The 26,225-nt window shown below is 68.0% G+C and carries 32 protein-coding genes and 1 tRNA gene; 14 read left to right on the top strand and 19 right to left on the bottom strand.

From position 1 onward, the window contains the following. The first annotated feature begins 27 nt into the window (after positions 1-27). Genes FR742_RS38200 through FR742_RS38185 form a run of 4 tightly spaced genes read left to right on the top strand, consistent with a single transcriptional unit; the run spans position 28 to position 2,909 of the window. On the top strand, positions 28-375 hold the full coding sequence (locus FR742_RS38200; protein WP_187281568.1) for a hypothetical protein: 348 nt from the start codon (positions 28-30) through the stop codon (positions 373-375). Position 376: 1 nt separating this feature from the next. After that, positions 377-1,108: a prolipoprotein diacylglyceryl transferase gene (locus tag FR742_RS38195; RefSeq protein WP_148036117.1), complete on the top strand. Its 732-nt coding sequence runs from the start codon at positions 377-379 to the stop codon at positions 1,106-1,108. Beyond that, positions 1,105-2,658, top strand: a complete 1,554-nt coding sequence (locus FR742_RS38190) for a radical SAM protein (RefSeq protein ID WP_148036116.1) — start codon at positions 1,105-1,107, stop codon at positions 2,656-2,658. Before FR742_RS38195 ends, FR742_RS38190 begins: the two co-directional genes overlap by 4 nt. Further along, positions 2,655-2,909 (top strand): hypothetical protein, encoded by a 255-nt coding sequence (locus FR742_RS38185; RefSeq protein WP_148036115.1) that lies wholly within the window; start codon positions 2,655-2,657, stop codon positions 2,907-2,909. The genes FR742_RS38190 and FR742_RS38185 overlap by 4 nt, the downstream gene beginning before the upstream one ends. Here FR742_RS38185 and FR742_RS38180 read toward each other — a convergent pair. The 5 genes from FR742_RS38180 to FR742_RS38160 are packed head-to-tail and all read right to left on the bottom strand — an operon-like array spanning position 2,902 to position 6,695. Then, on the bottom strand, positions 2,902-4,059 hold the full coding sequence (locus FR742_RS38180) for a hypothetical protein (protein ID WP_148036114.1): 1,158 nt from the start codon (positions 4,057-4,059) through the stop codon (positions 2,902-2,904). The genes FR742_RS38185 and FR742_RS38180 overlap by 8 nt on opposite strands. Then, a complete protein-coding gene (locus FR742_RS38175; protein ID WP_148036113.1) occupies positions 4,056-4,526 on the bottom strand; it encodes a SigE family RNA polymerase sigma factor in 471 nt (156 codons plus the stop codon). The genes FR742_RS38180 and FR742_RS38175 overlap by 4 nt, the downstream gene beginning before the upstream one ends. A gap of 36 nt (positions 4,527-4,562) precedes the next feature. Continuing rightward, positions 4,563-5,021, bottom strand: coding sequence for a MaoC family dehydratase (locus tag FR742_RS38170; RefSeq protein WP_148036112.1), 459 nt, complete (start codon positions 5,019-5,021; stop codon positions 4,563-4,565). A 10-nt stretch (positions 5,022-5,031) separates the two neighbouring features. After that, positions 5,032-6,228: a hypothetical protein gene (locus FR742_RS38165; protein ID WP_148036111.1), complete on the bottom strand. Its 1,197-nt coding sequence runs from the start codon at positions 6,226-6,228 to the stop codon at positions 5,032-5,034. Continuing rightward, positions 6,225-6,695: a SigE family RNA polymerase sigma factor gene (locus FR742_RS38160; RefSeq protein WP_261809007.1), complete on the bottom strand. Its 471-nt coding sequence runs from the start codon at positions 6,693-6,695 to the stop codon at positions 6,225-6,227. The genes FR742_RS38165 and FR742_RS38160 overlap by 4 nt, the downstream gene beginning before the upstream one ends. Before the next feature lie 234 nt (positions 6,696-6,929). Here FR742_RS38160 and FR742_RS38155 point away from each other — a divergent pair, with 234 nt between their 5' ends. After that, positions 6,930-8,111 (top strand): ATP-binding protein, encoded by a 1,182-nt coding sequence (locus FR742_RS38155; RefSeq protein WP_148036109.1) that lies wholly within the window; start codon positions 6,930-6,932, stop codon positions 8,109-8,111. A 103-nt stretch (positions 8,112-8,214) separates the two neighbouring features. Here the strand turns inward: FR742_RS38155 and FR742_RS38150 are convergent, their stop codons facing one another. Both FR742_RS38150 and FR742_RS38145 read right to left on the bottom strand, forming a co-directional pair. Continuing rightward, positions 8,215-9,006, bottom strand: coding sequence for a MauE/DoxX family redox-associated membrane protein (locus tag FR742_RS38150; protein ID WP_261809006.1), 792 nt, complete (start codon positions 9,004-9,006; stop codon positions 8,215-8,217). A gap of 5 nt (positions 9,007-9,011) precedes the next feature. After that, positions 9,012-9,953, bottom strand: a complete 942-nt coding sequence (locus FR742_RS38145) for a hypothetical protein (RefSeq protein WP_148036107.1) — start codon at positions 9,951-9,953, stop codon at positions 9,012-9,014. Positions 9,954-10,153: 200 nt separating this feature from the next. On the opposite strand from FR742_RS38145, the gene FR742_RS38140 reads away from it, so the two are divergent. Beyond that, positions 10,154-10,657: a SigE family RNA polymerase sigma factor gene (locus FR742_RS38140; RefSeq protein WP_148036106.1), complete on the top strand. Its 504-nt coding sequence runs from the start codon at positions 10,154-10,156 to the stop codon at positions 10,655-10,657. Here the strand turns inward: FR742_RS38140 and FR742_RS38135 are convergent. Further along, the gene (locus FR742_RS38135; protein WP_148036105.1) at positions 10,620-11,108 is read right to left on the bottom strand and encodes a MarR family winged helix-turn-helix transcriptional regulator; all 489 of its coding nucleotides are present in this window, start codon (positions 11,106-11,108) and stop codon (positions 10,620-10,622) included. The genes FR742_RS38140 and FR742_RS38135 overlap by 38 nt on opposite strands. A gap of 100 nt (positions 11,109-11,208) precedes the next feature. On the opposite strand from FR742_RS38135, the gene FR742_RS38130 reads away from it, so the two are divergent. From FR742_RS38130 to FR742_RS38120, 3 genes are all read left to right on the top strand, one after another. Then, positions 11,209-11,772: a YceI family protein gene (locus FR742_RS38130; protein WP_148036104.1), complete on the top strand. Its 564-nt coding sequence runs from the start codon at positions 11,209-11,211 to the stop codon at positions 11,770-11,772. Positions 11,773-11,938: 166 nt separating this feature from the next. Then, positions 11,939-12,028 (top strand) — tRNA-Ser (locus FR742_RS38125). A gap of 415 nt (positions 12,029-12,443) precedes the next feature. Continuing rightward, on the top strand, positions 12,444-12,977 hold the full coding sequence (locus FR742_RS38120) for a flavoprotein (protein WP_148036103.1): 534 nt from the start codon (positions 12,444-12,446) through the stop codon (positions 12,975-12,977). Between the two features lie 302 nt (positions 12,978-13,279). Here the strand turns inward: FR742_RS38120 and FR742_RS38115 are convergent, their stop codons facing one another. The 3 genes from FR742_RS38115 to FR742_RS38105 form a co-directional block, all read right to left on the bottom strand. Next, positions 13,280-13,666: a hypothetical protein gene (locus FR742_RS38115; protein WP_148036102.1), complete on the bottom strand. Its 387-nt coding sequence runs from the start codon at positions 13,664-13,666 to the stop codon at positions 13,280-13,282. Between the two features lie 97 nt (positions 13,667-13,763). Then, positions 13,764-14,087 (bottom strand): hypothetical protein, encoded by a 324-nt coding sequence (locus FR742_RS38110; protein WP_148036101.1) that lies wholly within the window; start codon positions 14,085-14,087, stop codon positions 13,764-13,766. A gap of 166 nt (positions 14,088-14,253) precedes the next feature. Then, complete coding sequence (locus tag FR742_RS38105; RefSeq protein WP_148036100.1) at positions 14,254-14,694, bottom strand: MarR family winged helix-turn-helix transcriptional regulator; 441 nt, start codon at positions 14,692-14,694, stop codon at positions 14,254-14,256. 60 nt (positions 14,695-14,754) lie between these two features. Here FR742_RS38105 and FR742_RS38100 point away from each other — a divergent pair, with 60 nt between their 5' ends. Next, the gene (locus tag FR742_RS38100) at positions 14,755-15,285 is read left to right on the top strand and encodes a hypothetical protein (protein ID WP_148036099.1); all 531 of its coding nucleotides are present in this window, start codon (positions 14,755-14,757) and stop codon (positions 15,283-15,285) included. A gap of 179 nt (positions 15,286-15,464) precedes the next feature. Here the strand turns inward: FR742_RS38100 and FR742_RS38095 are convergent, their stop codons facing one another. Together FR742_RS38095 and FR742_RS38090 are read right to left on the bottom strand one after the other, a co-directional pair. After that, positions 15,465-16,025: a dihydrofolate reductase family protein gene (locus FR742_RS38095; protein ID WP_148036098.1), complete on the bottom strand. Its 561-nt coding sequence runs from the start codon at positions 16,023-16,025 to the stop codon at positions 15,465-15,467. Between the two features lie 131 nt (positions 16,026-16,156). Continuing rightward, entirely contained in the window at positions 16,157-16,567 is a 411-nt protein-coding gene (locus FR742_RS38090) for a hypothetical protein (protein ID WP_148036097.1), read from the bottom strand. Positions 16,568-16,750: 183 nt separating this feature from the next. On the opposite strand from FR742_RS38090, the gene FR742_RS38085 reads away from it, so the two are divergent. Then, positions 16,751-17,527, top strand: a complete 777-nt coding sequence (locus FR742_RS38085; RefSeq protein WP_148036096.1) for a hypothetical protein — start codon at positions 16,751-16,753, stop codon at positions 17,525-17,527. 139 nt (positions 17,528-17,666) lie between these two features. Here FR742_RS38085 and FR742_RS38080 read toward each other — a convergent pair whose 3' ends face one another. The 4 genes from FR742_RS38080 to FR742_RS38065 all read right to left on the bottom strand — a co-directional run bounded on the left by FR742_RS38080 (position 17,667) and on the right by FR742_RS38065 (position 21,646). Continuing rightward, positions 17,667-19,898, bottom strand: coding sequence for a tetratricopeptide repeat protein (locus FR742_RS38080; protein WP_187281567.1), 2,232 nt, complete (start codon positions 19,896-19,898; stop codon positions 17,667-17,669). A 69-nt stretch (positions 19,899-19,967) separates the two neighbouring features. Then, positions 19,968-20,546, bottom strand: coding sequence for a DUF6879 family protein (locus tag FR742_RS38075; protein ID WP_148036094.1), 579 nt, complete (start codon positions 20,544-20,546; stop codon positions 19,968-19,970). 175 nt (positions 20,547-20,721) lie between these two features. Next, the gene (locus tag FR742_RS38070) at positions 20,722-20,964 is read right to left on the bottom strand and encodes a hypothetical protein (RefSeq protein WP_148036093.1); all 243 of its coding nucleotides are present in this window, start codon (positions 20,962-20,964) and stop codon (positions 20,722-20,724) included. Between the two features lie 250 nt (positions 20,965-21,214). Continuing rightward, a complete protein-coding gene (locus tag FR742_RS38065; protein ID WP_148036092.1) occupies positions 21,215-21,646 on the bottom strand; it encodes a hypothetical protein in 432 nt (143 codons plus the stop codon). Between the two features lie 384 nt (positions 21,647-22,030). On the opposite strand from FR742_RS38065, the gene FR742_RS38060 reads away from it, so the two are divergent. Then, positions 22,031-22,669: a hypothetical protein gene (locus FR742_RS38060; RefSeq protein WP_148036091.1), complete on the top strand. Its 639-nt coding sequence runs from the start codon at positions 22,031-22,033 to the stop codon at positions 22,667-22,669. Positions 22,670-22,671: 2 nt separating this feature from the next. Here the strand turns inward: FR742_RS38060 and FR742_RS38055 are convergent, their stop codons facing one another. Next, on the bottom strand, positions 22,672-23,403 hold the full coding sequence (locus tag FR742_RS38055) for a TetR/AcrR family transcriptional regulator (protein ID WP_148036090.1): 732 nt from the start codon (positions 23,401-23,403) through the stop codon (positions 22,672-22,674). 60 nt (positions 23,404-23,463) lie between these two features. On the opposite strand from FR742_RS38055, the gene FR742_RS38050 reads away from it, so the two are divergent. Further along, positions 23,464-24,354 (top strand): ATP-binding cassette domain-containing protein, encoded by an 891-nt coding sequence (locus FR742_RS38050; RefSeq protein ID WP_148036089.1) that lies wholly within the window; start codon positions 23,464-23,466, stop codon positions 24,352-24,354. Next, positions 24,354-25,109 carry an ABC transporter permease gene (locus FR742_RS38045; protein WP_148036088.1) on the top strand — a complete coding sequence of 252 codons (756 nt, stop codon included), beginning with the start codon at positions 24,354-24,356 and terminating at the stop codon, positions 25,107-25,109. Before FR742_RS38050 ends, FR742_RS38045 begins: the two co-directional genes overlap by 1 nt. A 29-nt stretch (positions 25,110-25,138) precedes the next feature. Here the strand turns inward: FR742_RS38045 and FR742_RS38040 are convergent, their stop codons facing one another. Continuing rightward, positions 25,139-25,990: an alpha/beta fold hydrolase gene (locus FR742_RS38040; protein WP_148036087.1), complete on the bottom strand. Its 852-nt coding sequence runs from the start codon at positions 25,988-25,990 to the stop codon at positions 25,139-25,141. Between the last annotated feature and the right edge of the window lie 235 nt (positions 25,991-26,225).

Below are 26,225 nucleotides of genomic sequence, written 5' to 3'. Positions count from 1 at the left end.
CCGCCCGGGCCCCCGTACGGTCCCGGGATGGGCGGTTGGGCGCCGCCCCCTCCCCCGCCGTCCACCGGCGACAAGGTCGGGATCACCATCGGGATGGCATTCGTAGGCTTGACCGTCTACAGCGTCATCAACGCGATCCTCGGCTTCTTCGTCTTCCTCGGCGCCATCAGCACTCCCGAACACAGCCGACCCATGCTCATCGCCGGCACCGCGACGCTGGTGGGCCTCGGGCTGGTCGCGGGCCTCGTCCTGGTGCTGATCCGCAGACCCTGGACGCGCGGGATCGGGATGGGGCTGATGATCGGCTGGGCACTCTGGTCGATCTGCACGGCAGGGCTGTGCACGGGGCTGAACCCTGCACTGTACGGCGCGTGACATGCCGCTGCACGAGATCTTCGTCGGCCTCGGCGTCGCGGTCGCCTCGGTGGTGTTCTTCTACGAGGCCCGCAGCAGGGGCGCGCTCAACGAGCAGTCGCTGGTGGCCGTCACCGGCGCGCTGGTCGGCGGCGCCATCGGCATGCGCCTGGCCGGCTGGCTGGAGACGCTGGACCTGCAGCAGCTGTGGCTGTACGGCTCGCGCAGCGTCCTCGGCGGGCTGGCGGGCGCGTACGTCGGGGTCCTGGTCGCCAAGCGGATCATCGGCTACAAGGAGCGCACCGGTGACCTGTTCGCGCCGGCGGTGGCGCTGGGCATGGCGGTCGGCCGGATCGGCTGCCACCTGACCGAGGCCCCGGGCCGGCCGACCGGCCTGCCGTGGGGCGTCCACGCCCCCGCGAGCACGCCCGACTGCCCCGGCTGCCTGGCGGGGCAGGCGATGCATCCGTCGTTCCTGTACGAGATCGTCTTCCACCTGGCCGCGTTCGCCGCCCTGCTGTGGGCGCGCAAGCGGCTGACCCGGCCCGGTGAGCTGTTCACGTTGTATGTCGCGGCGTACGCGTTCTTCCGGTTCTGTGTGGAGTTCACCCGGGCCAACGACATCCTGTGGCTGGAGCTGACGGGCCCGCAGTGGTTCCTCCTGCCGGGGATGCTGCTGCTCGGGCTGAGGCTCGCGTACGGGTGGCGACGCGGCTACTACGCTGCCCTCTTCAAGCGAAAGGTCATGACATGAGCACGGGGATGGGTCTCCGAGGCGACCGCATCGTCCGCTACGTGAACGCGTTCTGCCCCCACTGCCACGGCCGCGACCTCGACCGGATCGAGCGGCTGAGCGGCTACCTGGCGGTGCGCGACGGCAAGGTGTGGCTGGAGCGGGGCTGCCGGGAGCACGGGCTGGTGCGCACGCTCTACGACGAGGACCCGGAGATCCTCGCCTACCTGGAGGAGTGGACCGCTCCAACCAAGCAGCACGTGCCGGATCTCGCGGGCAACTTCGATCCGGTGCCTGCGGCGTACCTCAAGGGGCTGCCCGAGCTGCAGACGCAGCACACCTGCATCCTGCTGGAGGACATCGCGGAGGCGTGCAACCTGCGCTGCCCCACGTGCTTCGCCGACAGCTCGCCCGAGCTCAGCGGCGTGGTGCCGGTCACCGAGGTGCTGGCGAACGTCGACCAGCGGCTGGCCAGGGAGAACGGCAAGCTCGACGTGCTCATGCTGAGCGGCGGCGAGCCGACCCTGCACCCCGAGCTGAAGACGCTGCTGCACGAGCTGGCCGCACGCCCGATCACCCGCATCCTGATCAACACCAACGGCGTGCTGATCGCCCGCGACGACGCCCTGCTCGACCTGCTCACCGAGCACCGCGAGCGGGTGGAGGTCTACCTGCAGTACGACGGCTCCTCGGCGGAGGCGTCGAGACACCACCGCGGCGGTGACCTGCGCAGGCTGAAGCAGCAGGCCGTGGCGCGGCTCTCGGAGCGGGAGATCTTCACCACGCTGGTGATGACGGCGGCGCTCGGCGTGAACGACGGTGAGATCGGCGACGTCGTCAAGGTGGCGCTCGACACCCCGTTCGTGGGCGGCGTGTCGCTGCAGCCGCAGTTCGGCTCGGGCAGGTCGGGGACGATCGACCCGATGGACCGGCTGACCCACACGGGCGTGCTCAAGCGACTCGGCCCGCAGACCGGCGGGCTGGTGACGTGGCGTGACCTGACCGCGCTGCCGTGCTCCCACCCGCACTGCTGCTCGGTCGGCTACCTCATCCGCGACGACTCGCAGCGGTGGCGCTCGCTGGTTGCGCTGATCGGCCACGACCGGCTCAAGGAGAACCTGGGCCTGGTCGCCAACCGCATCGCCGACTCCGAGATCCCCCGCGAGCTGCGCCTGGCGGTGCAGGAGTCGCTGCTCGACCTGCTGTCGGAGCAGTCGTCGCTGTCGCATCCGCAGATCGGCGAGCTGTGGCGCAACATCTGCGAGAACTGCGACCTCGGCGTCTCCACGCTGCTCACGCTGGCCTCGTCGGCGCTGCCGGGCCGGCGCAAGAAGCTGCGCCGGATGATGGGCGAGCGGGTGGTCCGGATCACGATCAAGCCGTTCATGGACATCTCGACCATGATCGAGGAACGGCTCACGCAGTGCTGCGTGCACGTTGGCACACGGTCGGCCCAGGACCAGTGCGCGCCGTTCTGCGCCGTGCAGGCATGGCCGCAGCTGTCGGCGCAGCGACTGTCGGCGGTGGCGTCCGAACCGCGGCTGCGGCTCCCGCTGGAGGTGCTCCCGTGACGACTCCACCAAGCACGCCGTACGATCCGCTCCGGTTGTGCGTGTACGCGACGATCGCGCTCCTGGCTTGGGTGTTCGGGCCATGGGCGCTGCTGGCCTTCGCCGGGCTGGGGTTCGCGGGTTACTGGAAGGCGCGGCGGGCCGGGCTGACCCGGAGCAAGTGCCTGCTCCGGGACACCCGGCTGGTCCTCGCCTACCTGGGCGTGCTCGCGCTGGCGGCGGTGACGGCGATCGTGCTGTCCTTCACCTGACGGCGAGCAGGTTCACCACGGTCAGGTTCGAGCCTTCCCGCCAGGAGAAGACCGTGGGGACGCCGCCGCCGGACTCGGCCTCGTCAAGGCCCACGACCTCTTCGGTGGTGAGGTCGTACAACGCCTGGATGACCGGCCCGGAGGACAGCCGGCCGAGCACGAACCGGTCGGCGGGCAGGCCTTCGAACACCAGAGGGCGCAGGTCGGCGGGGATCGGCCGGCGGTCCGATCCGTCGGGCCGCTGGCGGAAGGGGCCGCCGTCGAGCACGCCCGCGCACCACTGGATGCCGCAGATCAGACCGCGGGCTCCGCTCGGCACCGAGACGTCGGCCGACCGGCCGGTTTCCAGGTTGACCGTGCGGTTCTGGTTCCGCTCGTGCGACTCACCCGCGGTGTAGCCGGCGGCCAGCGGCCATGACCTGAGATGGAGGCCGTCGGTGCCCTTGATCTTCTCCGGCTTGCCACCGGTCAGCGGGAGCCGGTAGACGCCGCCCCGCTCGACGGAGAACACGATGTGGTCGCCGGTGATGTCGACGGCGTCCACCTGGGCCAGCTCTCCGGTCAGCTTGGCGACGTGCCCGGACTCGCCGCCGGCTCGCGGCACGTACCAGAAGTCGGCCCATGCGCCTTCGCCGGCGTGAGGCGTCTCGCCCCACCAGACGATGTGATTGTCCCTCGCCTTGACGTCGCGGAAGCGGTAGCCCGGCACGTTGGGCTTCGGCATGCTGGTGACCGTCCGGAACTGCCTGATTCCGGTGTCGAACACCTCCAGGCGATCCGGCTTCACGCCGGGTGCCACGGCGCTCACCAGCACCTCGGCCGGGCTGATCGCGGCCATCGGCTGGTATTCCCGGCCGTCGACGGCCGTGCCCGGCACCGTGAACATCGCCTCGGGCCAGACCTCGGCGGCCTGCTCGACACCCCGGGTGGGCTCGGCCGCCGGTCGCGCCCGCCCGCCGCCGTCGGACAGGACCGCCGTCGTGCCTCCCGCCACCAGCACCACCGCGGCGGCGGCCAGCGCCGTCCGCGCCCACCCCGCACGCCGGCGCGACCTGCGGCGGGCGGCCACCGAGGCCGCCAGCGTGGGCTCCGGCTCGGCGTGCCCGGCGGCGGTGCGCAGGGTGCGGATCAGGTCCTCTTCGCTTCTCATCGCGCCTCCTCCAGCGCATGCGTGATCCGGAGCTTGCCCAGGGCGCGCGCGGCCTGGCTGCGCACGGTGCCGCGGGAGACGCCGAGGATCTCCGCGATCTCGTCGTCGGGGAGATCCTCGTAGTAGCGCAGCACGAGCACGGCACGCATCCGGCGGGGCAGCCTGCCCAGCTCGGCCCAGAGGTCGGCGTCGTCGTACCGGTCGAAGTCGCCGCGCTCGGGCACGGCGGCGACGAGGTCCTCGCGATGGCGGCGCCGCCAGGCGTTGATGTGCAGCCGCACCATGGTGGTGCGCACGTAGCCTTCGGGGCTGTCCTTCTTGCGCACCCGCGACCACGCGTTGCCCAGCCTGGCCAGCGCCTCCTGGACGAGGTCGGCCGCGTCCTCGGTGTTTCCGGTCAGTACGTAGCCGTACCGGAGGAGAGCGTCACCCCTGGCTCGGACGAACTCGTCGAACGATTGGTCCACGGATCCAAGGACCGTGAGAGGGGCGCTTCTGTTGCATCACTCGGCGGGCACGTACAGGGAGAGGGTCTCGGCGACGCAGGCGGGGCGGCGCTCGCCCTCGACCTCGATGGTCATCTTGAGCGCCGACAGGTAGCCCGCCGGGGTGCCCTTGACGCTGGTCAGCTCGGCGACGGCGCGCACGCGCGAGCCGACCGGGACGGGGCGGGGGAAGCGGACCTTGTTCAGGCCGAAGTTGACGCCCATCTGGATGCCCTCGACGCGGATCAGCTCGAACATGAACGACGGCAGCAGCGACAGGCTCAGGTAGCCGTGGGCGATCGTGCCGCCGAACGGGCCCTCCTTGGCCCGTTCGGCGTCGACGTGGATCCACTGGTGGTCGTCGGTGGCGTCGGCGAACAGGTTGACCCTGTCCTGGGTGATCGTGCGCCACTCGGTGGGGCCGAACGTCTCGCCGACGCCGTCCTTGAGCTCCTGGATGTTCGCGAAGGTCCGCATGGGCCGAACGCTATTGGGCAGGTGGGACGGCTGCCAAGTTGAGCACCCGGAACTCGTCCGGCTTGTCCCCCTTGGTCGCTCCCCAGTAGAGGATCGTGCTGGGCTCGGACGAGGTGCCGGTGCCGTACCAGCCGGTCGGCTCGTCGAGGCGGCCCAGCTTGTCCGTGGCGAGGTCGTACACGTCGCTGTCGACGAGGAAGCGCTCCAGCGCGGGATAGGCGTGCATCCTGACGCCGCGGACCTGACGCGACCGCGGCGTGCCGGTGCCGTCGGCGCGCTGGATCAGCAGGCCGTCGTCCCTCTGGCCGTGGCACCAGACGGGGCCGCACCTCCAGCCGGTCACGCCCGGCGGCGCGGCCGTGGTCCGGGTCGTGCCGTCAGCGAGGTTCACCAGCCGGGTCTGGTTGTGCTCGAAGCCCTCGGGGCCCTTGGCGACGTCGGCGGCCCAGGGCCACGCGATCAGGTGGAGGCCGTCGCCGCCGGGGACGCGCTCCGGGTCGCCGCCCGCGAGCGGGACGCGCCACAGGCCGCCGTCGGTCTCGGACCAGACCACGTGGCCGCCGCCGATGGAGATCCCGTCGAGGTCGGCGTCCTCGCCGGTGCGGGTGGCGAGGAGCCTCGCCGCGCCGCCGGCCAGGGGGGCGGTCCAGATCTCGCTCACGCGCGTGCCGTCAGCCCGTTCGCCGGATCCGGACCAGGCGATGTCGGCGGGGCCCACGGTCGCGGACTGGGGGAAGTACCTCTTCAGGCCCCTGCCTCTCGGCACCTGGGCGACCACCCTGGCCGTCCCGGTCCCGGTGTCGTAGATCTCGAACGCGCCGGCCTTCTCGAACGAGGACTCGGCGGCGAGCAGCACCTGAGTGGCGCTGAGCGCGGTGACCGGGCGGTAGCGCCAGCCGTCGGCGTTGGCCGCCGGCATCGTGAACAGCGCCTGCGGCCACAGCTCCGTCACCGTCGCCGCGACGGGGGCCACGGTGACCATCGCGGTGGCCGCCGGCCGGGAACCCTCTCCTTCCCCCGGGCCGAGACCCCTGACCACCGCCGTGCCCGTACCCGCCACCGCGATCACCGCCGCCGCGGCGAGCACCTGGACCCGCCGCATGGTGCGCCTTCGGCGGAGCCGTGCGACGCCTGCCAGCAGATCCGTGTCGGGCGCGCCCGCCGCGCCTTCGCGCAGGGCCCTGACCAGCTCTTCCTCGGTCCTCACGAATGCCTCCCCTCGAAGACGGCCGGCCGTACCCGGAGCGTGTTGAGCGCACGGAAGGCCAGGCTCCGAACCGTTCCGCGTGAGATGCCGAGGATGTCGGCGATCTCCTGGTCCGACAGGTCCTCGTAGTAGCGCAGCACCAGCACGACACGCTGCCTGCCCGGCAACGTGGCCAGTTCCTTCCACAACTCGCCGGTGGAGTGGGCGTCGGTGTACGAGCCCTCGGGGACGTCGTCCGTGATCCGCTCGCGCCGCCGCCTGCGCCACCAGCTCACGTGCTGCCTGGCCATGGTGATGCGCACGTACGCCTCGGGGTTGTCCTTGTTGCGCACCCGCCGCCAGGAGTCGCCCAGCTTGAGCAGCGCTTCCTGTACGAGGTCGGCGGCGTCGTCGGGGTTGCCCGTGAGCACATACCCGTAGCGCAGCAGGGCCGGCCCGCGGGCGCGGACGAAATCCTCGAACTCCACACTTCCATGACGCACGGGGGCGCGGAGCTGTTGCGAAGATCTTTACCTGAAATCATCGCGCACCTGTTCGAGTCCGCGCTACAGTCGTACCAGCGCGAATCGAACAGAGGTTCGGCCTGGTGAGAGGGGGTGTGTCCGGTGACGGTGCTCGCGATGCCCCCTGCTCGGACACGCCATCACACTTTCTTCCCGAATCTAAGACGCCCGCTATATGGCGCAATAAAGTCGGAGAGCGTGGACCCCGTGCGCAATCCTTACGCCCCCGGAGCCGGGCAGCGTCCGCCGGAGCTCGCCGGGCGCGACCGTGAGCTGCAGCAGTTCGAGGTCGTGCTGGAGCGGGTGGCCCGCGGGCGGCCCGAGCGCAGCATGGTCATCACCGGCCTGCGCGGCGTCGGCAAGACCGTGCTGCTCAACACGTTCCGCTCGATGGCCATCCAGCGGTTGTGGGGCACCGGCAAGATCGAGGCCAGGCCCGACCAGTCGATCCGCAGGCCCGTCGCCGCCGCCCTCCACATGGCGATCCGCGAGCTGGCGCCGCGCCACCGCGCGCCGGAGCGCATCGAGGAGTTCCTCGGCGTGCTGAAGGCGTTCGCGATGCGCGACCCGTCCGCGGCCAAGGGCACCTCCCACTGGTCGCCCGGCATCGAGGTGCCGGCCACGCGTGGCCGCGCCGACTCCGGCGACCTGGAGATCGACCTCACCGAGCTGTTCGTCGACGCCGCGGGCGTCGCGACCGACCTGGGCGTGGGCATCGCGCTGTTCATCGACGAGATGCAGGACGTCCAGTCCGCCGACATCTCGGCCCTGTGCGCCGCCTGTCACGAGCTGTCGCAGACCGGCGGCCCGCTGATCGTGGTCGGCGCCGGGCTGCCGCACCTGCCGAGCGTGCTGTCGGCCAGCAAGAGCTACTCCGAGCGGCTCTTCCGCTACGCCCGCATCGACAAGCTCGACCGCGAGGCCGCCGACCTGGCGCTCATGCTGCCCGCGCGCGAGGAAGACGTCGAGTTCACCCAGGAGGCGCTCGACGCCCTCTACGACGCGGCCGACGGCTACCCCTACTTCGTGCAGGCCTACGGCAAGGTCGCCTGGGATCTCGCGCCGCGCAGCCCGATCACGCTCGACGACGTCCGGGTGTCGGCGCCGGAGGCCGAGGAGGAGCTGGCCGTGGGCTTCTTCGGCAGCCGCTACGAACGCGCGACCCCGGCCGAGCGCGACTACATGCGGGCCATGGCCGAGATCGGCGACGAGCCGGTGGCGACCGCCGACGTGGCGGAGTCCCTGGGCCGCAAGCCGTCGAGCCTGTCCCCCGCCCGCGACAGCCTGATCAAGAAGGGTCTGATCTACAGCGCCGAGCGCGGGCTGATCGCGTTCACCGTGCCGCATTTCGGGAGGTTCCTGCGTGCCCAACCGATCTAGACGGCACCCCTAGACCTCTATTGGGTTGTCTAGAGGGGAAGCTAGATAGCCCAATAGAGTTAAATCGTCATGCCCGTCGAGAGGAATCTAGCTCTCTCTAGCGTCAGGCCGATACTGGCGTATACGAGGGCAGAGACTCGCTGTCCGCCTCGACCACCGCCACCCTGACGGCCGGTCGGCGGCCTGCCATGAAGACGGCGAACACCACGTCGTCCTGCTGGTGGTTCTTGAACGCGAAGAACCGCCAGCACAGCTCGCGCCAGCTGTCGTAGGGCTCGGCCGTGGTCAGCTCCGCCCGGTGGGCCCGCCACGTGCCGCTCGACCGCAGCCGCGCCAGCATGATCCCCTCGGCGGGCCCGCGGCGCTGCTCACACGGCGCCCGGTGGCGGGCCCGCTCGATCAGCTCGTCGATCTCGGGCGAGAGCACGGCCAGCACCACCAGCCCAGCCAGTGTGAACTCCCACGACGGCTGGGCGAACGCCACCCAGCCGGGCACCGGCGCCCACACCGTCACCACGGCCATGCCGGTCAACGCCATGGTCCTGGCGATCGACCGTACCCCGACCGGAGCCGAGCTGACCTCGCCGAAGCACCCGCAGCCCGCGTCGGGCCGGCGCCTGCGCAGCTCCAGGAGCACGTACGTGGACATGGCGAAGAACGCGACCGTCGCGAAACGGAAGATCGGGTGCGTGGTGAGCAGCAGCCCGGCGGCCAGCACCAGCTCCGCCACCCCGCACGCCAGCAGCGCCGGGGCCCGGAAGCGGCCGGGCACCAGCACGGCGGGGCCGAGCCTGGCCAGCGCGTTCGGCTCCCTGCCGGACCGTATGACGGCCACCTTCGCCGCCGTGCCGAGGCACAGCAGGACGATCAGGACCGGCAGCTGCGATGCCAGCATGTACCTCACCCCAAGCCGATCTGCGCGTTGAAACACCCTTTGACCAGGTCGCCGCCAAGTTCGACGTACGAGAGGGGCGACAGCTCGGCGATCCGCCCGCGCGGCGAGGTGTCGCACTCGACGCAGCGGTCGCAGAAGCGCCCGGCCAGGCAGCCGCACGCGACGATCGGCACGTTCACCGAGCGGCCGTCGCACACATTGTGCACCTGCAGCAGCGAGCCGATCGCGAGGTAGGGCAGCCCGGCGCAGGACACCCCGGCGTCCGGGCAGCCCGCGTCGGAGCGCTCCACCATGGGGTAGGCCGCGCCCCGCTCGTCCTCGTCGAAGGCGTCGGCCCAGGTGACGGTGCCGGAGATGCGGGAGGTCATGCCGCCGTAGGCGGGCGGCGGCGCCGGCACCGACCGCGCCGGGTAGGCGGGCTGGGAGGTGGCGGGCAGCATGGCCAGCGCCGTGCCGTCCTTCCTGATGCCGATCGCGTCGAACAGGTAGCCCGGCTCGAACTGGGGATGGCGCACCCGCAGCCTGCCGGTCGCGCGGTACGGGATGAGAATGGTCCGGCGGCCCCGGTGCGGCCCGCAGTCGAGCTCGACCGTGACGTCCTTGCGGCCTTCGACGGACATGATCGTGCCGGTGATGCGGATCGTGTCGGCCCAGATGCGCTCGACCACGCGGCCCTCGCGCGTACGCATGACGACCCTCGCCCCGACGGGCAGGTCGGCGGGCGTGACGTCGGCGCCGTGCCAGGCCTTGGCCCACGGCGCGATGACCAGCCGCTCACTCCCGCCCTCGGGGGTCTCGACGAGGATGAGGTGCGGGCTGACGTCGCGGATCTGCCCGGTGACCGCGCGTAGCGGCTCCCCTTCCGGGCCCGGGCCCGGAACTCCCGGCTCGCGGCCCAGCACCGCGGCGGCCAGCACCCGCCTGCGGTCAACGCTCGGATACGCCATGCGTTCTAGGGTCACACGGCCGGAAGAGAGGTCGCGCCGTACGCCGCAGACAAGAGCAAAATACGCATCCCCCAGTGAAGGAGATGACATCCGGCGTCGAACAATCTGCCACCGACCTTGACGGACCTTTGTCGTCGGCGGGCCGAATCCTGGATTGCGGGTCAGCCTGATCAGGGCTCTGGGCTGCGATTCTGGCCACGATGCAGACGGCCAGGGTGGAAGAAGAGTTCCGCGAGTACGTACGAGCGCGCGGTCCGGCGCTGCTGCGTGCCGCGAACCAGCTCACCGGGCACCCGCTGGACGCCGAGGATCTGCTGCAGAACGCGCTCACCAAGACCTATCTGGCCTGGGACCGCATCCAGGACAGGGCCGCGCTCGACGGGTACGTGCGGCGGGCCATGGTCAACATCAACATCTCGCAGTGGCGGCGCCGGAAGCTGGAGGAGTACCCGTCGGACGAGCTGCCCGAGACGGTCATCGTCACGGACAGTGCCGGCGGCGAGGTGCACGAGCGGCTGGAGCAGGCGTTGCAGGGGCTGCCCGCGCGCATGCGGGCGGCGGTCGTGCTGCGGTACTACGAGGACATGACCGAACCGGAGATCGCCAGGAGACTCGGCATCAGCGTGGGCACGGTGAAGAGCACCGTGTCGCGGGCGATGGCCAAGCTCAGGACTGAGCTGTCACCTCTACAGCCCCCGCCGTAGCGCAGGGCCGCACGACGCTCCGGATCTTGCGGAGCGCGGCCAGGAACCCGTCCAGCTCCTCCCCGCTGAGCAGGCCCGTGAGGAGCTCGTCGACGTCGGCCAGGTGCTGGGGCAGCACCTCCTCCAGCTTCTCCCGGCCGGCCGGGGTGAGCGTGGCGTACGAGGCCCGGCGGTCGGTGGCGCACGCCTCGCGGATGACCAGGCCGTCACGTTCCAAACGATCGACCACGCGGGTCACCCCGCTCGTGGACAGGCCGGTCTGCGCCGCCAGGTCGGTCATGCGCAGCGCCTGCCGGGGCGAGCGGCCGAGCCTGATCAGCGTCTCGAAGTCGATCTCCGACAGGCCCGCGGCGTTGAACACCGGCTGCAATCTGGCCGTCAGCCCTGCGTAAACCTCCGTCAGCAGCCCGATGGCTGTCAGCCGAGGGTCGTTCATGTTGGTCACATCCATACTGTAGACGACGTTAGTTGACGGAGGGAATATTCCTCGTGTAGATGTTTGTTGTCGCAACTGTCCGCACAACAAGCACACTCCTGAAGGACTTCTTCTCATGACCACTCGCACCTGGAACGGCCTGACCATCCCCGTCGCGGGCACGTACGCTCTCGACGTCGCCCACACCCGCATCGGCTTCGTCGTCAAGCACATGATGGTCAGCAAGGTCCGCGGCAACTTCTCCGAGTTCTCCGGCAGCATCACGATCGCCGAGGACCTCCTCCAGTCGACCGCCGAGCTCACGATCAAGACCGAGAGCATCAGCACGGGCGTCGGCGACCGCGACGGCCACCTGCGCAGCGACGACTTCCTCTCCGTCGAGAAGTTCCCCGAGATCACCTTCCGGAGCAAGCGCGTCGTCGCCGACGGCGGCGACGAGTTCAAGGTCGTCGGCGACCTCACGATCCGCGACGTCACCAAGGAAGTCGAGCTCGACGTCGAGTACGGCGGCGTCGGCACCAACCCGTGGGGCCAGCCGGTGTGGGGCTTCTCGATCAGCACCGAGTTGGACCGCGAGGAGTTCGGCCTGACCTGGAACCAGGCCCTGGAGACCGGCGGCGTCCTGGTCGGCAAGAAGGTCAAGATCGAGATCGAGGGCGAGGCCAACCCGGCCGCCTGAGTCCTGGGTTATCCACAGGCTTGAGCCCGCCCTCGACCAGGGGCGGGCTCTTTTCCACAGCCCGTTACCCACAGGCTGTGGATGACTCGCCCCCACGGTGGACGGGTTACCGCTTTGCCGCCTGGGCCGAAGGCCGGTACTCTAACTCTGGCCACACGGCTCCCGAGGAGGATTCGCCTAGTCAGGTCTATGGCGCCGCACTGCTAATGCGGTTTGGGTTTACCGCCCATCCGGGGTTCAAATCCCCGATCCTCCGCTCTTCGAAGGCCCTCTTCCCCTGGACGGGGAGAGGGCCTTTTCGATCTCTGTTGCGGACATCGAAAGCTAGCCAGCCTCGATTCCCGGCAATCGGTCATACCCACGCCCTGATGGACGGCGGCCACCAGCACGCAGCCACCGGCGCGGCCCGCAGCGCAGCCGAACACCTCGCCGAGCCCACCCCCGATGACCTGTAGATCTACGGATCTCTGCTGCTCCACGGAGCCACACCTCCCCCGCCTTCCTCATGTGGAACCGGTACGACAGGGCCCTGCACATCCTGCGCGCCGCACCCCACAGGAAATCGTCCGCCGCCCCGCTGCCCTCCGGCTGGTACGTGACATCCTGGCAACAGCCCCGATCAGCGTCCGCCGCAAAGCCCGCGACTACGCGGCAACCCTGGGAGTCATCGCGTGACCCGACCCGGCCAAGTCCTGTACACCATCGTCTGCGCCGCAGGACCAGCCCCAGACGTCGGGCGCCTCGTCACCCTCGCCCAAGCCGCCGGCTGGACCGTCCAGATCATCGCCACCCCGTCGGCACTCGACTTCATCGACGTTGCCGAACTGGAGAAGCAGACCGGCCGCCCCGTCCGGAGCCAGTACCGCAAGCCGCACGAGCCCAAGTCACCGCGCGCCGACGCCATCATCGTCGCCCCGGCCACCTACAACACGATCAACAAGTTCGCCCAGGGCATCGCCGACACCTACGCACTCGGTGTCCTGTCCGAAGCCCCAGGGCTTGGCATCCCCGTCGTCATCCTGCCCTTCGTCAACACCGCCCTGGCCGCACGCGTCCCCTTCCAGCGCAGCGTCGAGCAGCTCCGTGCCGAAGGCATACGTGTACTGCTCGGCCCCGGCCAGTTCGAGCCGCACCCGCCAAGCTCCGGAGCAGAACGTATCGAGGACTATCCGTGGTCGCTGACCTTGGAGAACTTGCCGAATTAATCTGTTATGGATCAAGGGCAGCGCGCAGCGCCGCCAAGCGGCCCCATGCTGCGCGTGCGGCCTGAGGGCCGTTCTCGCGTGCGCCCGCGCTCGGGCCGCGTCTGCGCAGCATTCCGACTGATCCTCTTCACGGCTAGCCTCGCAGGGTGGATGCGATCCAGCTGTGGAGTGACGCCGAGCTCGCTGTCGGAGCCGGCTTCGCTGTTCTGTTGATCCTCTTACCCACCATCATCTGGCTCGCCAGGGTGATGCTGCGCCGCCCCAGATAGTGCCTCCGGTGGGGCGCTCCGGCTCCGGGATGATCAGGCGGGAGCGCGTGGCTCGGGCGGGAATTCACTGCTCAGCAAGCCGTGGAAGATCGAGACTGGACTGTATTTTGATCGTTCCTCTACGCCAAGACATAGGCGGTTCGCGATGACGCGCCCCGAGAAATCATCGCCGCTCACGGTGAATGTCACGCCCGAGGCTCCCCTACCCTCGTCGACAGCGACCATGAGCCCGTTCATCCTGGTCGGGAGGTTGATCAGGTGGACGGACTGGAAGAGCAGTTCGACATGGGGCGTGTCAGGCTCGAACTCCGTCCGCACGACGAGGCCGCTGTGTGTGGGCACGTAGCTCCAGAGGCGGAAGCGGCGGTTCGGGAAGGCAAGAGGAAGCGCGAGCTCGCCGGGGTACCAAACTTTGCTCACGGCAGTGAGCCCAGCACGGCCGGACCCGCATAGCAAGTGATCGGCGCATGATCGTCGTGTAATTGGACACAGGTGACGAGCGGTCAGTCACGGTCACTCACAGACACGCGTTTTCCCAGTTCGCGGCCATACGGCGCAAGGTCGGGCCGATTTCCAAGCAGGAAGCCAGGAGTTCGAATCTCTCTTGGGCTCCACCCACCAAGAGGCCCAGGTCGGCCCGCTCTTTTGCAGTACCATCAGCTTTCATGATGACCGGCCGTCGGACTTTCTTGGTGTTAGGAACCTCTTTCCTCCTGCTGGCGGTTTTCGGATCATGCGGCGCAATGGAGGGCGGGTCCCCAGCACAGCCGATCCGTGAGGTAATGCAGATCTTCGCCATTGCCGGAGTGGGATTCATGATTGCCGCCGTCGCGATGGCCATTGTTGAGCAGCACCCCAAACGACAGCCCTCAGCAGGGACTCATCTTCGGGATGATCACGAAGACACCGTTTAGTGGTCAGCAGCCGAGGCGAATTTTCCAATACGCCCGGCGACACACATCCGCCATGTCGCCATGAGCAGCAGAACCCTAGGGAGGCGCTCCGGCTCAGTTGTCCCCGTCGCCGGACAGGAGGCGATCGGCGATGGCCCTGAGCGTTCTGGCGTCGTCCGGGCCGAGCCGGTCCAGCAGGTGGCGGCGAGTGGCCATCTCCAGTGTCGGCAATGTCGCCTTGATCGTGTTTATGCCTTCCGGGCGTAGCGTGACCTCCACCCCGTTCGGAACCTTGTCGCGGGCCACGTAGTCGCGGTCGGCCATCCGGGTCAGCAGGTGCGACAGCCGCGTCCGGTCCCAGCCGAGTGCGGCGGCGAGGGCGTTCTGCCGCAGGCTCCCGCCGGACTCGTGCAGGCAGACCAAGACGCTCAGTTCCGCCTCGGAGAGGCCGGACGCCGCTGTGGTTTCGGCGATGACGGCGGCACGGACCAGCTCATGAGCGCGTTTCCATCGCAGCCACAGCTCAGTCGCCTCACCTTGGCTAGCTGTTGACATGTCAACACCGCCTTTCTAGTGTTCGACCTGACCATACGGCTCATGCGAAGGACTTCTCCGATGCTCGATGCTCGACGGCACTACGCCAGCCTCCGCCTGCTGGCGCTGTTACCGCTCGTTCTGTTCCTGCCTGCCGTGATCGCCTTCTTCACGGACCCGGACGTGGCGTGGGGAGAATACCTGGGCGTCTTCTTCCACCTCTCGATCCTCTTTCTGGTGTCCCGCCTGGAGGCGGCGCCCTGGGCCAAAGCCGCGGGCTACGGCTGGGTGGTTCTCGATGTGCTCGCCGGCATCCTCATGATCAACGCGGTCGAATACGACACGGCCTGGGCGGTCCGGCTCGGCGGCCACGTCCTCGCCGGCGTCTGGATTGTGGCGAGTTCCCTGGTCAGCCACTCCTGGCCGATCCGCGTGGTCGGCGTCGTCACTGGCGTCTGGCTCGCCGGTTACTCCTTCGTCGGCACCCTGCTCGCTGAGGAGTACCTGCGCCCGGCCGGAATCATGATCCTGGTCTGGTTCGCCCTCCTGGCGATCTTCCACCGCGACGATCCGGGCCACCCGCCGGCACCGGCCATCCCAGCGCCGGCCTGACATGTCCGTCCGGGTGCACATCGCAGAGCTGCGGCAGCTCGTGCGCCGACACACCATCTGTTGCAGAGCGCGGCGCCCGGGCGTTCACCGGCGTCCTTCGTCTGAAGGGGTGCCACAGTGTGCCTGGCGCCGGCCCCGCCGTACCAACCGAACGCCCCAATTCATGTCCGGTCGCTGAATCAGCGGTGTCGCCCGTACTGCAGATAGACGATCCCGTTGCTGGAGGCGGTGCTGGAGACCAGGTCGAGCTGGTAAGACTTGGGGACGCCGTCGAACAGCCGGGTGCCCTCACCCGCGACGTAGGGGAACATGCTCACCTGGAACTCGTCGATCAGGTCGAGCCGCATGAGCGACTGCCAGAGGCTGACGCCGCCCCAGACCACGATGTGGCCGTCGCCGCCCAGCCTGAGCTTGTCGATCTCTTCTGCCGTGTCACCGGCGGCGACGGTGGTGTTGGCCCAGTCGGCCGTCTTCATGGTCCGGGAGAAGACGACCTTGCGCCCGGCGTTCAGAATGTCCGCGAACGGGTGGTCGGTGGTCGTCATGGCCCGGGCCATGCCTTCGTACGCGGTGCGGCCCATGAGGTGCGCGTGGGCGCTCTGGAGAAAGTCGAGATGCGCCGGGTCGTCGGGCTCGCGGTTCTCGGGCAGGCCGAAGCAGAACTCGAAAAACTCGGTGCCCTCGTCGGCGAGGAAGCCGTCGAGGGAGTAGTTGAACACTGTCGCTATCAGCTTCCGCATGATCAGAACTCCGTGGTCTCGGGTCGTCTAAGACCCACGGGCCGCAACTCTCGCGGGGGCGCGGCGTCCGTGGCCTGTCGCTGATGCTGTAGACGACGCCGCCGCCCGGAATTCATCGGTGCCACGGAATGTCAGGTGGCGGCGGGCGGTGCCGGCTGCGACGGGGTGCGTGGGCTTTGCTGTGCCGGGGCGAACCACGTTTTCGCCGGAGGAAGCAGGAGGAGAGTCACGATGAGCGCGGACCAGGGTGCGGTGAGGACCCACCCGAGGGTGTCTGAAATCAGGAAGTCGATGAAGTCGAGCAAGGGGATGGTGAGCTGAACTGCGATGGTGGCGTGACGGACCCACGGGCGACGGGTGTGCCACTGGTTCGCCAACCAAGCGGCGGCGAGTGGTGGAAGGTAGAAGGGGGCATAGGACAGTCCTTCCACGGATTCACCGGGTTCTAAGACCAGGCCCATAATGAGCAGGACAATGCCGAGCAGGGTGATTGTCGCCTGGAACCAGATCAGGTTCCGCGCGACTTTTACAGACAGGGGCATGCTGGGGTCCTCTTTCAGAGAGTGTTTCGGTGGTTCCGTGCTCCGTGTCCCCTTGACCGTCCCGCGCTTGGCGTCGTTTCGCCGGATGACACTGACCGGAGTGGAAGGCCCAGATCTCGGAGAGAAGCACTGGCCAGCTTAATGACATGCGGCTGTGATCATCGCCGGGCAGGATGGCCACTCATGAAACTTGTGATCACTTTCGTGGCCGGCGCGGCCCTGTTCCTCGCGCCGTTACCCGCACAGGCCGAGTCCGCCGCCAAGAATCCCGTGTCCGCGCTCAAGGCACAGCTCAAGGCCGGGAAGGGCGTCCGGTTCACCGACGCGAGCGCGTTCGTCGGCAGCATCAACAAGGACCCGCTGGTACGCCGTAAGGGTGTCGTCCAGTTCGGCAAGAAGGGCATCGTCGCCTCCGACGTGCGGGGCACGTTCGCCTCGCCGTTGTTCGAGGGGCACACCACCAAGCCCGAGCGGACGATCATCATAGGCAAGGACGCCTGGCGGTCGGGCGGGAGCCTGGCCGAACGCCTCCCGAAGGGCAAGACCTGGTACAAGACCTTCAGCCTGTTCAACATGGGGACCGTCAGCAGCCTGTTCGGCCAGGTGGTGAGCCCGCTCGAACCCGCCACGCTGGCGGAGCTGGTGAAGCGCGGCAAGCGCAGCGGCTCCTCCTACACAGGGACGATCACCTTCGAACGGCTCTCCAACATCTCCCCCTGGTTCAGGGAGACGATTGGGCTGACGCGGTCGACCGAGGCCACCGTCGCCTACACCCTCACCGTGGACCGCAGGGGCCTGCCGAGCAAGCTGAAGACCTCCTGGGTGGCCACCGACCTCGCCGCCATCCCCTCATGGGAGGAGAAGACGGTCGTGACCGAGACCCGCTACACCGGCTGGGGCGCCAAGGTCTCGATCAAGCAGCCGCCCAAGAGTCAGGTCACCAGCAAGCTCGAGGACTGATGCACAGGCCCTCACCCCCCGTCGCGGGGAGAGGGCCTTATCAGTCGCAGTTGGTGCGCGTCTTCTTCACGGTCGTCGAGCCGATGGTCCCTTGCCAGCTCATGCAGGAGCCCATGGCGTACATGTACACCGCTCCGGATCATGATGCGTCCCCGGCTTCCAGAGCGGCTTCTGTGGCTCTGGTCAGCGGATGCTCCGCTCCGAGCTTGCCCCGTTGTAGACGCAGCACCTCGCGGAACTCGACATCGGCGGCCTCAAGGCTGCCTGACGACCTCAACACAGCCGCCAGACTGCGCCGAATGATCAGCGTGTTCGGATGGTCTTCGCCATAGACTCTGGTCGCCATGGTGACCAGGTCACGCAGTTCCGCCTCGGCTTGAGCGAAGTCTCCTTGGTGACGCATGGTTTCCGCGAGTTCGAATCGGATGTCCAGCGTGGTGAGGTCGTCTGCGGCGTGGGCTTGCCGCCAGTCAGACAGGACCTGGCGGTAGACGGCTTCGGCCTCCGCGAAGCGGTCCTGCAACCGGAGGCAGACCCCCAGATTGAGTGCCGTGGCTATCGTGTCGGAATGCTGTTCGCCGAGCACCCGACGGCTGTCGTCCAGCAGGGCTCGCAGTTCCGCCTCCGCACCGGCCACGTCGCCGCTTTCCCGAAGCGTGCGGCCAAGGTTCAGCCGGATGCCGAGGACCGTCGGGTGGTCACTGCCTAGCGCGCCCAAGGCGGCGGCCAGAAGCTCGCGGAGCATGGCTCTCGCTCGTGCGTTGTCGCCGCCGTCTCGTATGGCCCGCGCGCGGTTGTTGCCGATCGACAGAGCTTCGGCGCTGGCTGGGCCGATGGCCTTCTCGGCGACATCAAGGAGTAGTGCGTAGTCGATGGATGCCTGCAGGTAGTGACCGGCCATGTATCTGTACCAAGCCGCCCTCTCCGCCGCCGGCAGGAAGGTGCTGACGAGGCCGGCATCGCGAATCTCCAGTTGCGCCATCAGTTCGAGGGGGGCGGTGCAGTGGCTTGCCAGGAGAGACCACCTGGGCCAATGGTGGGCGTTGTCCGGGACGATCGTGGCCGTCACCTTGTCCAGCGCCACGGCGAGAACCGCCAGGTAGTCCACCAGCACGCCCTGACGCTGCAAGTTCTGTCGCGTGACAGTGCGTACGAGCGGATGCATGGTCAACCGTGATTCCCAGGGATCCGCATTCTCTCTGTGGACTTGCGTTCGCGGTGCGAGATCCAGCGAGATCAATCCCAGGCCGTCGAGCGCTCGCAAGGCGCTCCCTATCCTGTGTGCCGTCGGCCGGGGGAACAAGGTGGTGTCCGCCAGCACTTCCGGCCTGATGACGGCTCGGTAGGGAACAGGTGACACACCACAGCACGAAAGCAGCCGGAGCAGCGGCCGGGCGAGGTCATGACCTTGACGCTCGAGCAGGTCAAGCGAGATCTCCCATGTCGTCGTCAATGCGCGTCTGGCCGACTCCCCCGAGCTTCCTGCTGGCATGTCCACATGTCCCAGTCGTGTGTCGAAGTTGATCCGGTAGGCGTTGAACGATGTGTGGGTGTCTTCACCGGGGAAGGGATCCGTCGCCGCTGCCGCCAGGTAGCGGCCTGCGAGTTCCAGGGCCAGAGGCACTCCTCCCAAGGCGCCGGACAGAGCCACCGCTTCCTGTTCGTCACCTGCGCGGGGAGCGAGATCGGCAAGGACCCGGGCCCCGGCCTCCGAGGTAAGGGGAGGGACGTGGCACATGCGAATCCATGAGGCCCAGCGTTCCGGCCTGCCGTTACGACTGGAAATGATCACGCCGTTCCTGTGCGAAGCGGGCGGTCGCAACCACTGGGTTCCTTCTTGGACACCGCCGCTGGAGCTTCCGAGAGCGGCCGGATCGTCGGCGTTGTCTATGACGAGCAGCCAGGCGTGATCCAGGGAGTTGAGGTATCGCCACAGGACGTCAGAGGGGTGCGCGTGATCGAAATCCTCGTCTCGCGCGCCGAGGGAGAACGCGAGCGCATAGAGCGCGGACCGCATGCTTTCCACGTCGTCCGCGGGAACCCACCAGACCTGGTGGTTGGCCCGGATCGCGCGGTGAGCGAGTTCCAGCGCCAGAGTGGTCTTGCCGACGCCACCAAGACCGTAGAGAACCATGACCCGCGGCTCGGAGGCGACTCCGGGGCGCGGCATGCCGATGAAGTCACCCGCGTGTTCCAGGAGTTCGGCGCGGCCGCGCAGAGCCTGCGAGGCGATCTTCAATTGTGGAACCACGATCGGTGGTGCCGTGGCGGCGACAGAGCGGGCCTGATCCGCGCCGATGAAGATGTTGTACTGGATACCCGATTGCTGCGCGGCCTGCTGGGCCTGATTCAGCGCGTGTGAGGACTGCACGACATGCGGCGACGCCGGTCCACTCTGTGGACTTCCGCCGCGATCACCGTCGGCCCGCATCTTCTGAATTCACTGCCTGTGGGAGTTGTTGGTCTTTTCTGATATTCGGCTGATAGAATTCAAGTATATTGAGCTTTGCATCATGGGCACCGATTTTTCCATGAGCTCGTCGGTCACCGCCGCGTACGCATGAACCAGTTCAGCGTCTTCCACAAGGCGCGCCTCACGCAAGGACGCAGAACGCTTATCATAAATCAACGCAATCACGCGTTCGCGGTCGAACAGCACGAAATCAGAAATGCCCGTCTCATCCAAGAGCGGACGCACGTCGACAGCCTCTACCAGGCGGATTTCCTCACCACACTCGATGTCCGCGAGATAGGCCGCGAACTCGTAATGTTCAAGATAAGGGCTCAGAGGTAGCTCGCACACACGTATGCGAGTCATGGCGATGCCATGTTCGACGGCGTGACCATAGAGCTCTCGCTGACCCAAGACCATCTCACGCACACGCCTCGCCGCCTCATCGTAGTCACCATTCCTGAAGGCATCGTACGCGGAAAAGCCCGACTCGTCGTATTCCTGCAGACATTCGACCTTTACCCAGCTTCTTCGCAGATCCCGAAAGAAGGCCATGAAATCATCCACGCCGCCGGCTGTGGTAGCCAATCGGCGATATTTAGTGGGCGGATATAGCGCCATATATGCTGCCCCTCCCGATCGCAAGCCATACGCGGACGCGCTGGCTGATACGCCGCCAGCGCACTTCACTGTATCGATGCGGGTGCGCTGGCATCGCGCACTTGAGACGCAAAAGCAGCGCTTATTCCTGCGGAATGTTCTCGCGTGCTTTTATCAGGACATGCCGGGGCAGCACTACGATTCCTTCGCCGGGGTCGAGAAACGCGTCGGATGGCAGGTGCGGACGTAACTGCGCGGTCCGCTCCATCCCGATGACCGCGAAGTCACCCGATTCGAGCTCCCAGATGTCGGGACAACTGTTGGCCGCGGCGCTTCCATTACCGCCACCTTCATGTGGAGGCGGGCCGATACGTCTTTTGAACATGGATCCTCCAGACTGCGGTCACGTGAATGCGAGTCTTTTTCATATTAACATCAATCCATTGTCCACGAAAGCCACAGATGGCTTACGCGCTTTAGGCTGAGCTGCCAGCACCATTAAGTAAGGCCTCGAAGCCTATATACCGACAGAGGCCACATGTACCGGGGGCACTATTTCGACCACGCCAGGAGGAGAGCGCGGCGGGGTTCATGACTATCTAGGTGCTGCACGAGTGGCCGGTGGCATCGGCTGCCTACTCGCTCGACTTGTGGAAGGTGTTGCTTTGGTACCCATGCCCCTGGACCGCCTGCTGCGCGTTATCAACGGCCGAGGCGATGATCGTGAGCGTTGCGACAGGTGCTGCGGAGTCTCTTGCGACTGCCAGGAAACCCCGAATATCCTGAATCAATGCGGCGTCCTGCCGCATCACCTCGCGGATCAGCACATGCAAAGTCATCTGGAGATCAGCATCGTCAGGCCGGTCAGCCAGATCGCGCACGGGTGCGGGGGCGTCATGCTCGTCCCGCGTTCCAAAAATCCGCTGAAGCATCTTGCGTCCCCATGCGACGCCGGCCTCGGCGCTTTCGTCTTTGGCCTTATCCAGCACCGCCGCGCCATACGCCGCCACGGCCGCTGTGACGTAGGGTGAGATGTCGCCGACCAGCTGCGTTATGTCCTCGGCCATGTCTCTCCCGCGGCTCGACAGGTCGGATGACGCGACTCGGGTCAGCATCAATGTAACCGGCCTTTTGCTATCAGTCACCGTCAGCCGGAAGGCTTCCTACGGATTTCTGGTCCAGGATTCGGCGAATACGTCTCATGTCGATCACGCCGAACCGAGCCGGTGCAGACCAGCGGCAAGCGCTTGGCCCGCGCCCGCAACCTCACGGTGACCAGGCCGAGATCAACAGTCGCGGATGATGGTCGCATGAGGAGCTCATGCGCGCTGCTGGGCGTCGTGTCCCTGTTGCTCACGTCACCGCCGGCAACCGCCGCTCACGCACAGACTCGTGGATCTCCGGCTGCGGCGATATCCGCGTTGCAGGGCGAGTTCGCCCGCAGGAGCGGCGTGGTCTTCTCGCAGAGAATCCGCCGAGGTTCTGGCGAGGGCGCCGTCCTGACAGTGGCGCACGGCAAACGCCGCTTCGTTCCCAAGACAGGCATGTACGCCGTCGATGTCTCGACGTGCTCCACCTTCGCCCGAGGCGGCGACCCGATCCGCTCGCGAACGGTCCAGGTCGGCCGTGACATCTACTCCCAAGGCGACTGGACCGACGTCCCTCAAGGCAAGAAGTGGGTTCACAGGGAGGACACTGATGCCCTCCGCTGGACTCGGCACCTGATCGAGCCCCTGAACCCGGAGTTCCTGCGATTGATCTCCCCGGGCGCCAAGAGAATATCCACCCGGGACCGTTACGACGGCGTACGCACGACCCGCTATGACGGCTCGGTGCAGGTCGACCACCTCAGCTCTTACTGGGCCGGCCACCTCTACGGGACGGGAGCATGGACAGGAGGCCGCATCAGGTGGAAGCTCTGGCTGGGCCCGGACGACCTGCCCAGGCGTTTCCAGGCCGAGATCATCACCGAACCCTACGGCCCTGAGGAGAAAGCGGACGCCGTACGGATGAACGTCCTTTACAAGGGCTGGAGAGCGCCCGTCCGCATTCAGATCCCGCCCGAGAACCAGGTGGCAGAAGCCGAGTAGAACTACCCGTGGGCATCGGTGGACTCGATGCCGTTGAGGATGATCTCGACGGCGTCGAGGAACTCGTCCTCCCCCGTCGGCTGGTCGGCCTCCAGGACGGCCAGCACGCGGGTGAACGCGGAGTCCCCGCCGAACACCCGGAGCCGGGCGGCGAGGAACTGCGTGGTGTGACCTTCCCCGGCTGCCGCGAAATGCGCGCTCTGCTCCACGTCGCCCCGCGTGTAGGTCCACAGCAGCGTGAGCACGGTGATCGCGCGCGGGCCGGACAGGTTGAGGTCGCCGAGGCACTCCAGCCCCGTTTCGAGTCTGCGTACGTACGAGGGGAGCAGCGGTTCGGTGGCGACCGGGACCGCCGTCAGCCAGGGGTGGTCCCGGTAGACCCGGCGCAGGTCGAGCACCCAGGCGCGCAGGCGCTCGCGCCAGGTCGCGCCGTCCGGCGCGGGCGGGGGCGGGGTGCCGAGCGCGTGGTCGGCGGCGAGGACGACGAGGTCCTCTCTCGACTCGACATAGCGGTACAGCGACATCGTGCCGCTGCCGAGCTCTTTCGCGAGGCCGCTCATGGATATCGCGTCGATCCCGCCCCGGTCGCCGAGGCTGACGGCGGCGTCGAGCAGCTGCGCGAGCGTCCATCGGGGTTTCGGGCCCTTGGTCGGGGCCGGCGCGAGGTTCCAGGCCAGCAGGACCGCTTTCGGAACCCCGCGGAGTTCCGGCACGTCGTCGTGCGCGCTTCCCATGCGGCCATATTACTGCGTAACCCTTGCGCAGACATACTGCGTAAGCATTACGCTGTACGTATGACAGCACCGCATGCGATATCGGTCCACGACATCCACAAGCGCTATGGGGATCGCGACGTGCTCCGCGGCGTCAGCTTCGACGTCCCCCGGGGTCAGGTGTTCGCCCTGCTGGGGCCCAACGGGGCGGGGAAGACCACGCTCATCCGCATCCTCACGACCCTGATCCGCGCCGACTCCGGCACCGCCCACGTCCTCGGGCACGACCTCGCCCGCGAGGCGCCCCGGGTACGCGAGCTCATCAGCGTGACGGGCCAGTACGCGTCCGTCGACGAGGAGCTGACCGGCCTGGAGAACCTGGTCATGATCGGCCGGCTGCTCGGCCGTACCAAGAGCGCGGCGAGCGAGCGCGCCGGGGAGCTGATCGCGGAGTTCGGGCTGACCGACGCCGCGTCACGTCGCGTCGGCCACTACTCGGGCGGCATGCGGCGGCGGCTGGACCTGGCCGCCGGTCTCATCGACTCGCCGCCGGTGATCTTCCTGGACGAGCCGACCACCGGCATGGACACCCGCAGCCGGGGCGCGCTCTGGGACGTCGTCACCCGCCTCGCCGAGCAGGGCAAGACCGTCTTCCTCACCACCCAGTATCTGGAGGAGGCCGACGTCCTGGCCGACCGCGTCGCCGTGCTCGACGCCGGCGCCATCGTCGCCTCGGGCACCGCCGCCGACCTCAAGCGCCAGGTGGGCAGCGAATCGATCGAGCTGGTCCTGGACGACGGGACGACCGTCCGCGAGGTCACCGACGGCGACCCCGAACGCGTCAGGGAAGTGCTCAACCGCCTCCACCACCGGGGCCGGGTCGTCCGGACGTTCTCCGTCCAGGCTCCCACCCTGGACGACGCGTTCCTGGCCCTGACCGGACACACCACCACCGATCGGAAACTCCCCTGATGAGCACCGCGGAACTGGTCTTCACCAAGCGCAGCGTCATCCACTCGCTGCGGAACCTCGACAGCCTCGTCACCGCGATCGTCGCGCCTGTCGCCATCATGCTGCTGTTCGTCACGGTCTTCGGCACGGCGCTCGGCGGCGCCGTCGGCGGTGCGTACGCCGACTACGTCACGCCGGGCGTCATGCTGCTGTGCGCGGGGTTCGGCGCCGCGCTCACCGCGACCTCCGTCCACACCGACGTCTCCAAGGGGTTCGTCGAACGGCTGCGCACCATGCCCATCCGGGCGTCCGGGGTGATCTTCGGGCATGTCCTCGCCAGTGTCCTGCGCAACCTCGTGTCCACCGCCATCGTCATGCTGGTCGCGGTGGCGCTCGGCTTCCGCCCCACGGCCTCGCCGGTCGGGTGGCTCGGCATCGCGGCCCTGCTCGCCGCCTACATCCTGGTCTTCACGCTCATCGCGGCGGCGTGGGGGCTGGCGGCCAGGTCCGTCGACTCGGCCGGCATGTTCAGCTTCGTCGCGCTCTTCCTGCCGTACCTCTCGACCGCGTTCATCCCGGCCGGGAGCCTCCCAGGCTTTCTCCAGGGGTTCGCGGCCCACCAGCCGGTCACCCTCGTCACCGAGTCCCTGCGCGGGCTGGCCACCGGTGCTCCCGTCGCGGAAACGCTGCTGTGGTCGGGTCTCTGGCTCGCCGCCCTCGGCGGCGGCGCGGCGTTCCTCGCCGCGGCGCTGTTCCGGCGCGCGGCGCGCGGGTGAGCCGGGCCCGGCTCACCCGCGCGCCGAGGTCAGCGGGCCAGGCCGCCGAGGATGGCGGCCACGTCCGCCGGCCTGAACACGAATCCCGCGTGTGACGTGTCAAGGGTGTGCACGTCGTACGGGTTGCCGGGGGTCAGCGCGTCCGCCTCGGCGATCAGCCTGTCCTGCATGGCCAGGGGAATCGACCGGTCGCCGGTGAGCCGGATGTAGGAGCGGGCGATCGTGCCCCAGGTACCGGCCTGGACGCGGGCGTCGGCCGTCATCACCGCGATCGACTCGTCCGGCTGCAGGATGTTGAGGAAGGCCAGGAACTGCTCGTCGGTGACGTCCGCCAGGGTCGCGGCCTTGAGGTCGGCGAGCAGCTTCGGGTCGGCGGTGCGGTAGTTGGCCCGGCCGGCGCCCACCTCGGCCGGGTCGCCGACGTTGAACGCGGCGAGAGGCGCCATCAGGTTGTCCGCGAACTCGGGCTCCCCCATGTACGCGACGGGGTTGGCCAGCCGGACGCACGACCAGGCGGAGATGTAGACGAGCCGGTCCACCAGCTCGGGGATGGCGTTGCCCACCCCCGAGATGGTGACGCCGCCGAGGCTGGCGCCGACCAGCACCACCGGCCCGTGCTGGGCGGCGCGGCGCACCACGTCGGTGACCAGGTCGACGTTGTCCTGGAGCGTGACGCCCGCCAGCGTCGACGGCTCGGCCGCCCACGCGTCGAGGTCCTGCGGGGCCTGGTAGGCGACGGGGTACTGCGCGTCGAGGCCGTGGCCGGGCAGGTCGACGGCGAGGCTGCGGTGGCCGAGCAGCGCGAGCTCGCGCTGGATGGAGGTCCACATGAACGAGTTGGAGCCGGAGCCGTGGACCAGCACGAAGGTGTTCGATGACATGTTCAGTCCGTTCGCGTTGAGCTGAGGCGGACGCGCGCTGCCGTACGGGCGCGCCGAGCCGCCGATGATCACGGTGGCGGCGCTGAGAGCGCGGCGACCACCGGGTGTGAGAAGCCGACGGGACGGGCGACGGGCGGCTCGCGATACGCGACGCCACCATCAGATCGCCTCGATGGGGAACCCGTCTCAGGCAGTGCGCGAACGGATGAACTTCTCAAGCATGATCCTGACCCTA

Source organism: Nonomuraea sp. C10, from assembly GCF_008017515.1.
Taxonomy (GTDB): Bacteria; Actinomycetota; Actinomycetes; order Streptosporangiales; family Streptosporangiaceae; genus Nonomuraea; species Nonomuraea ferruginea.
Note: the sequence above shows the minus strand (reverse complement) of the source record. Positions and strands in the feature narration are given on the sequence as shown.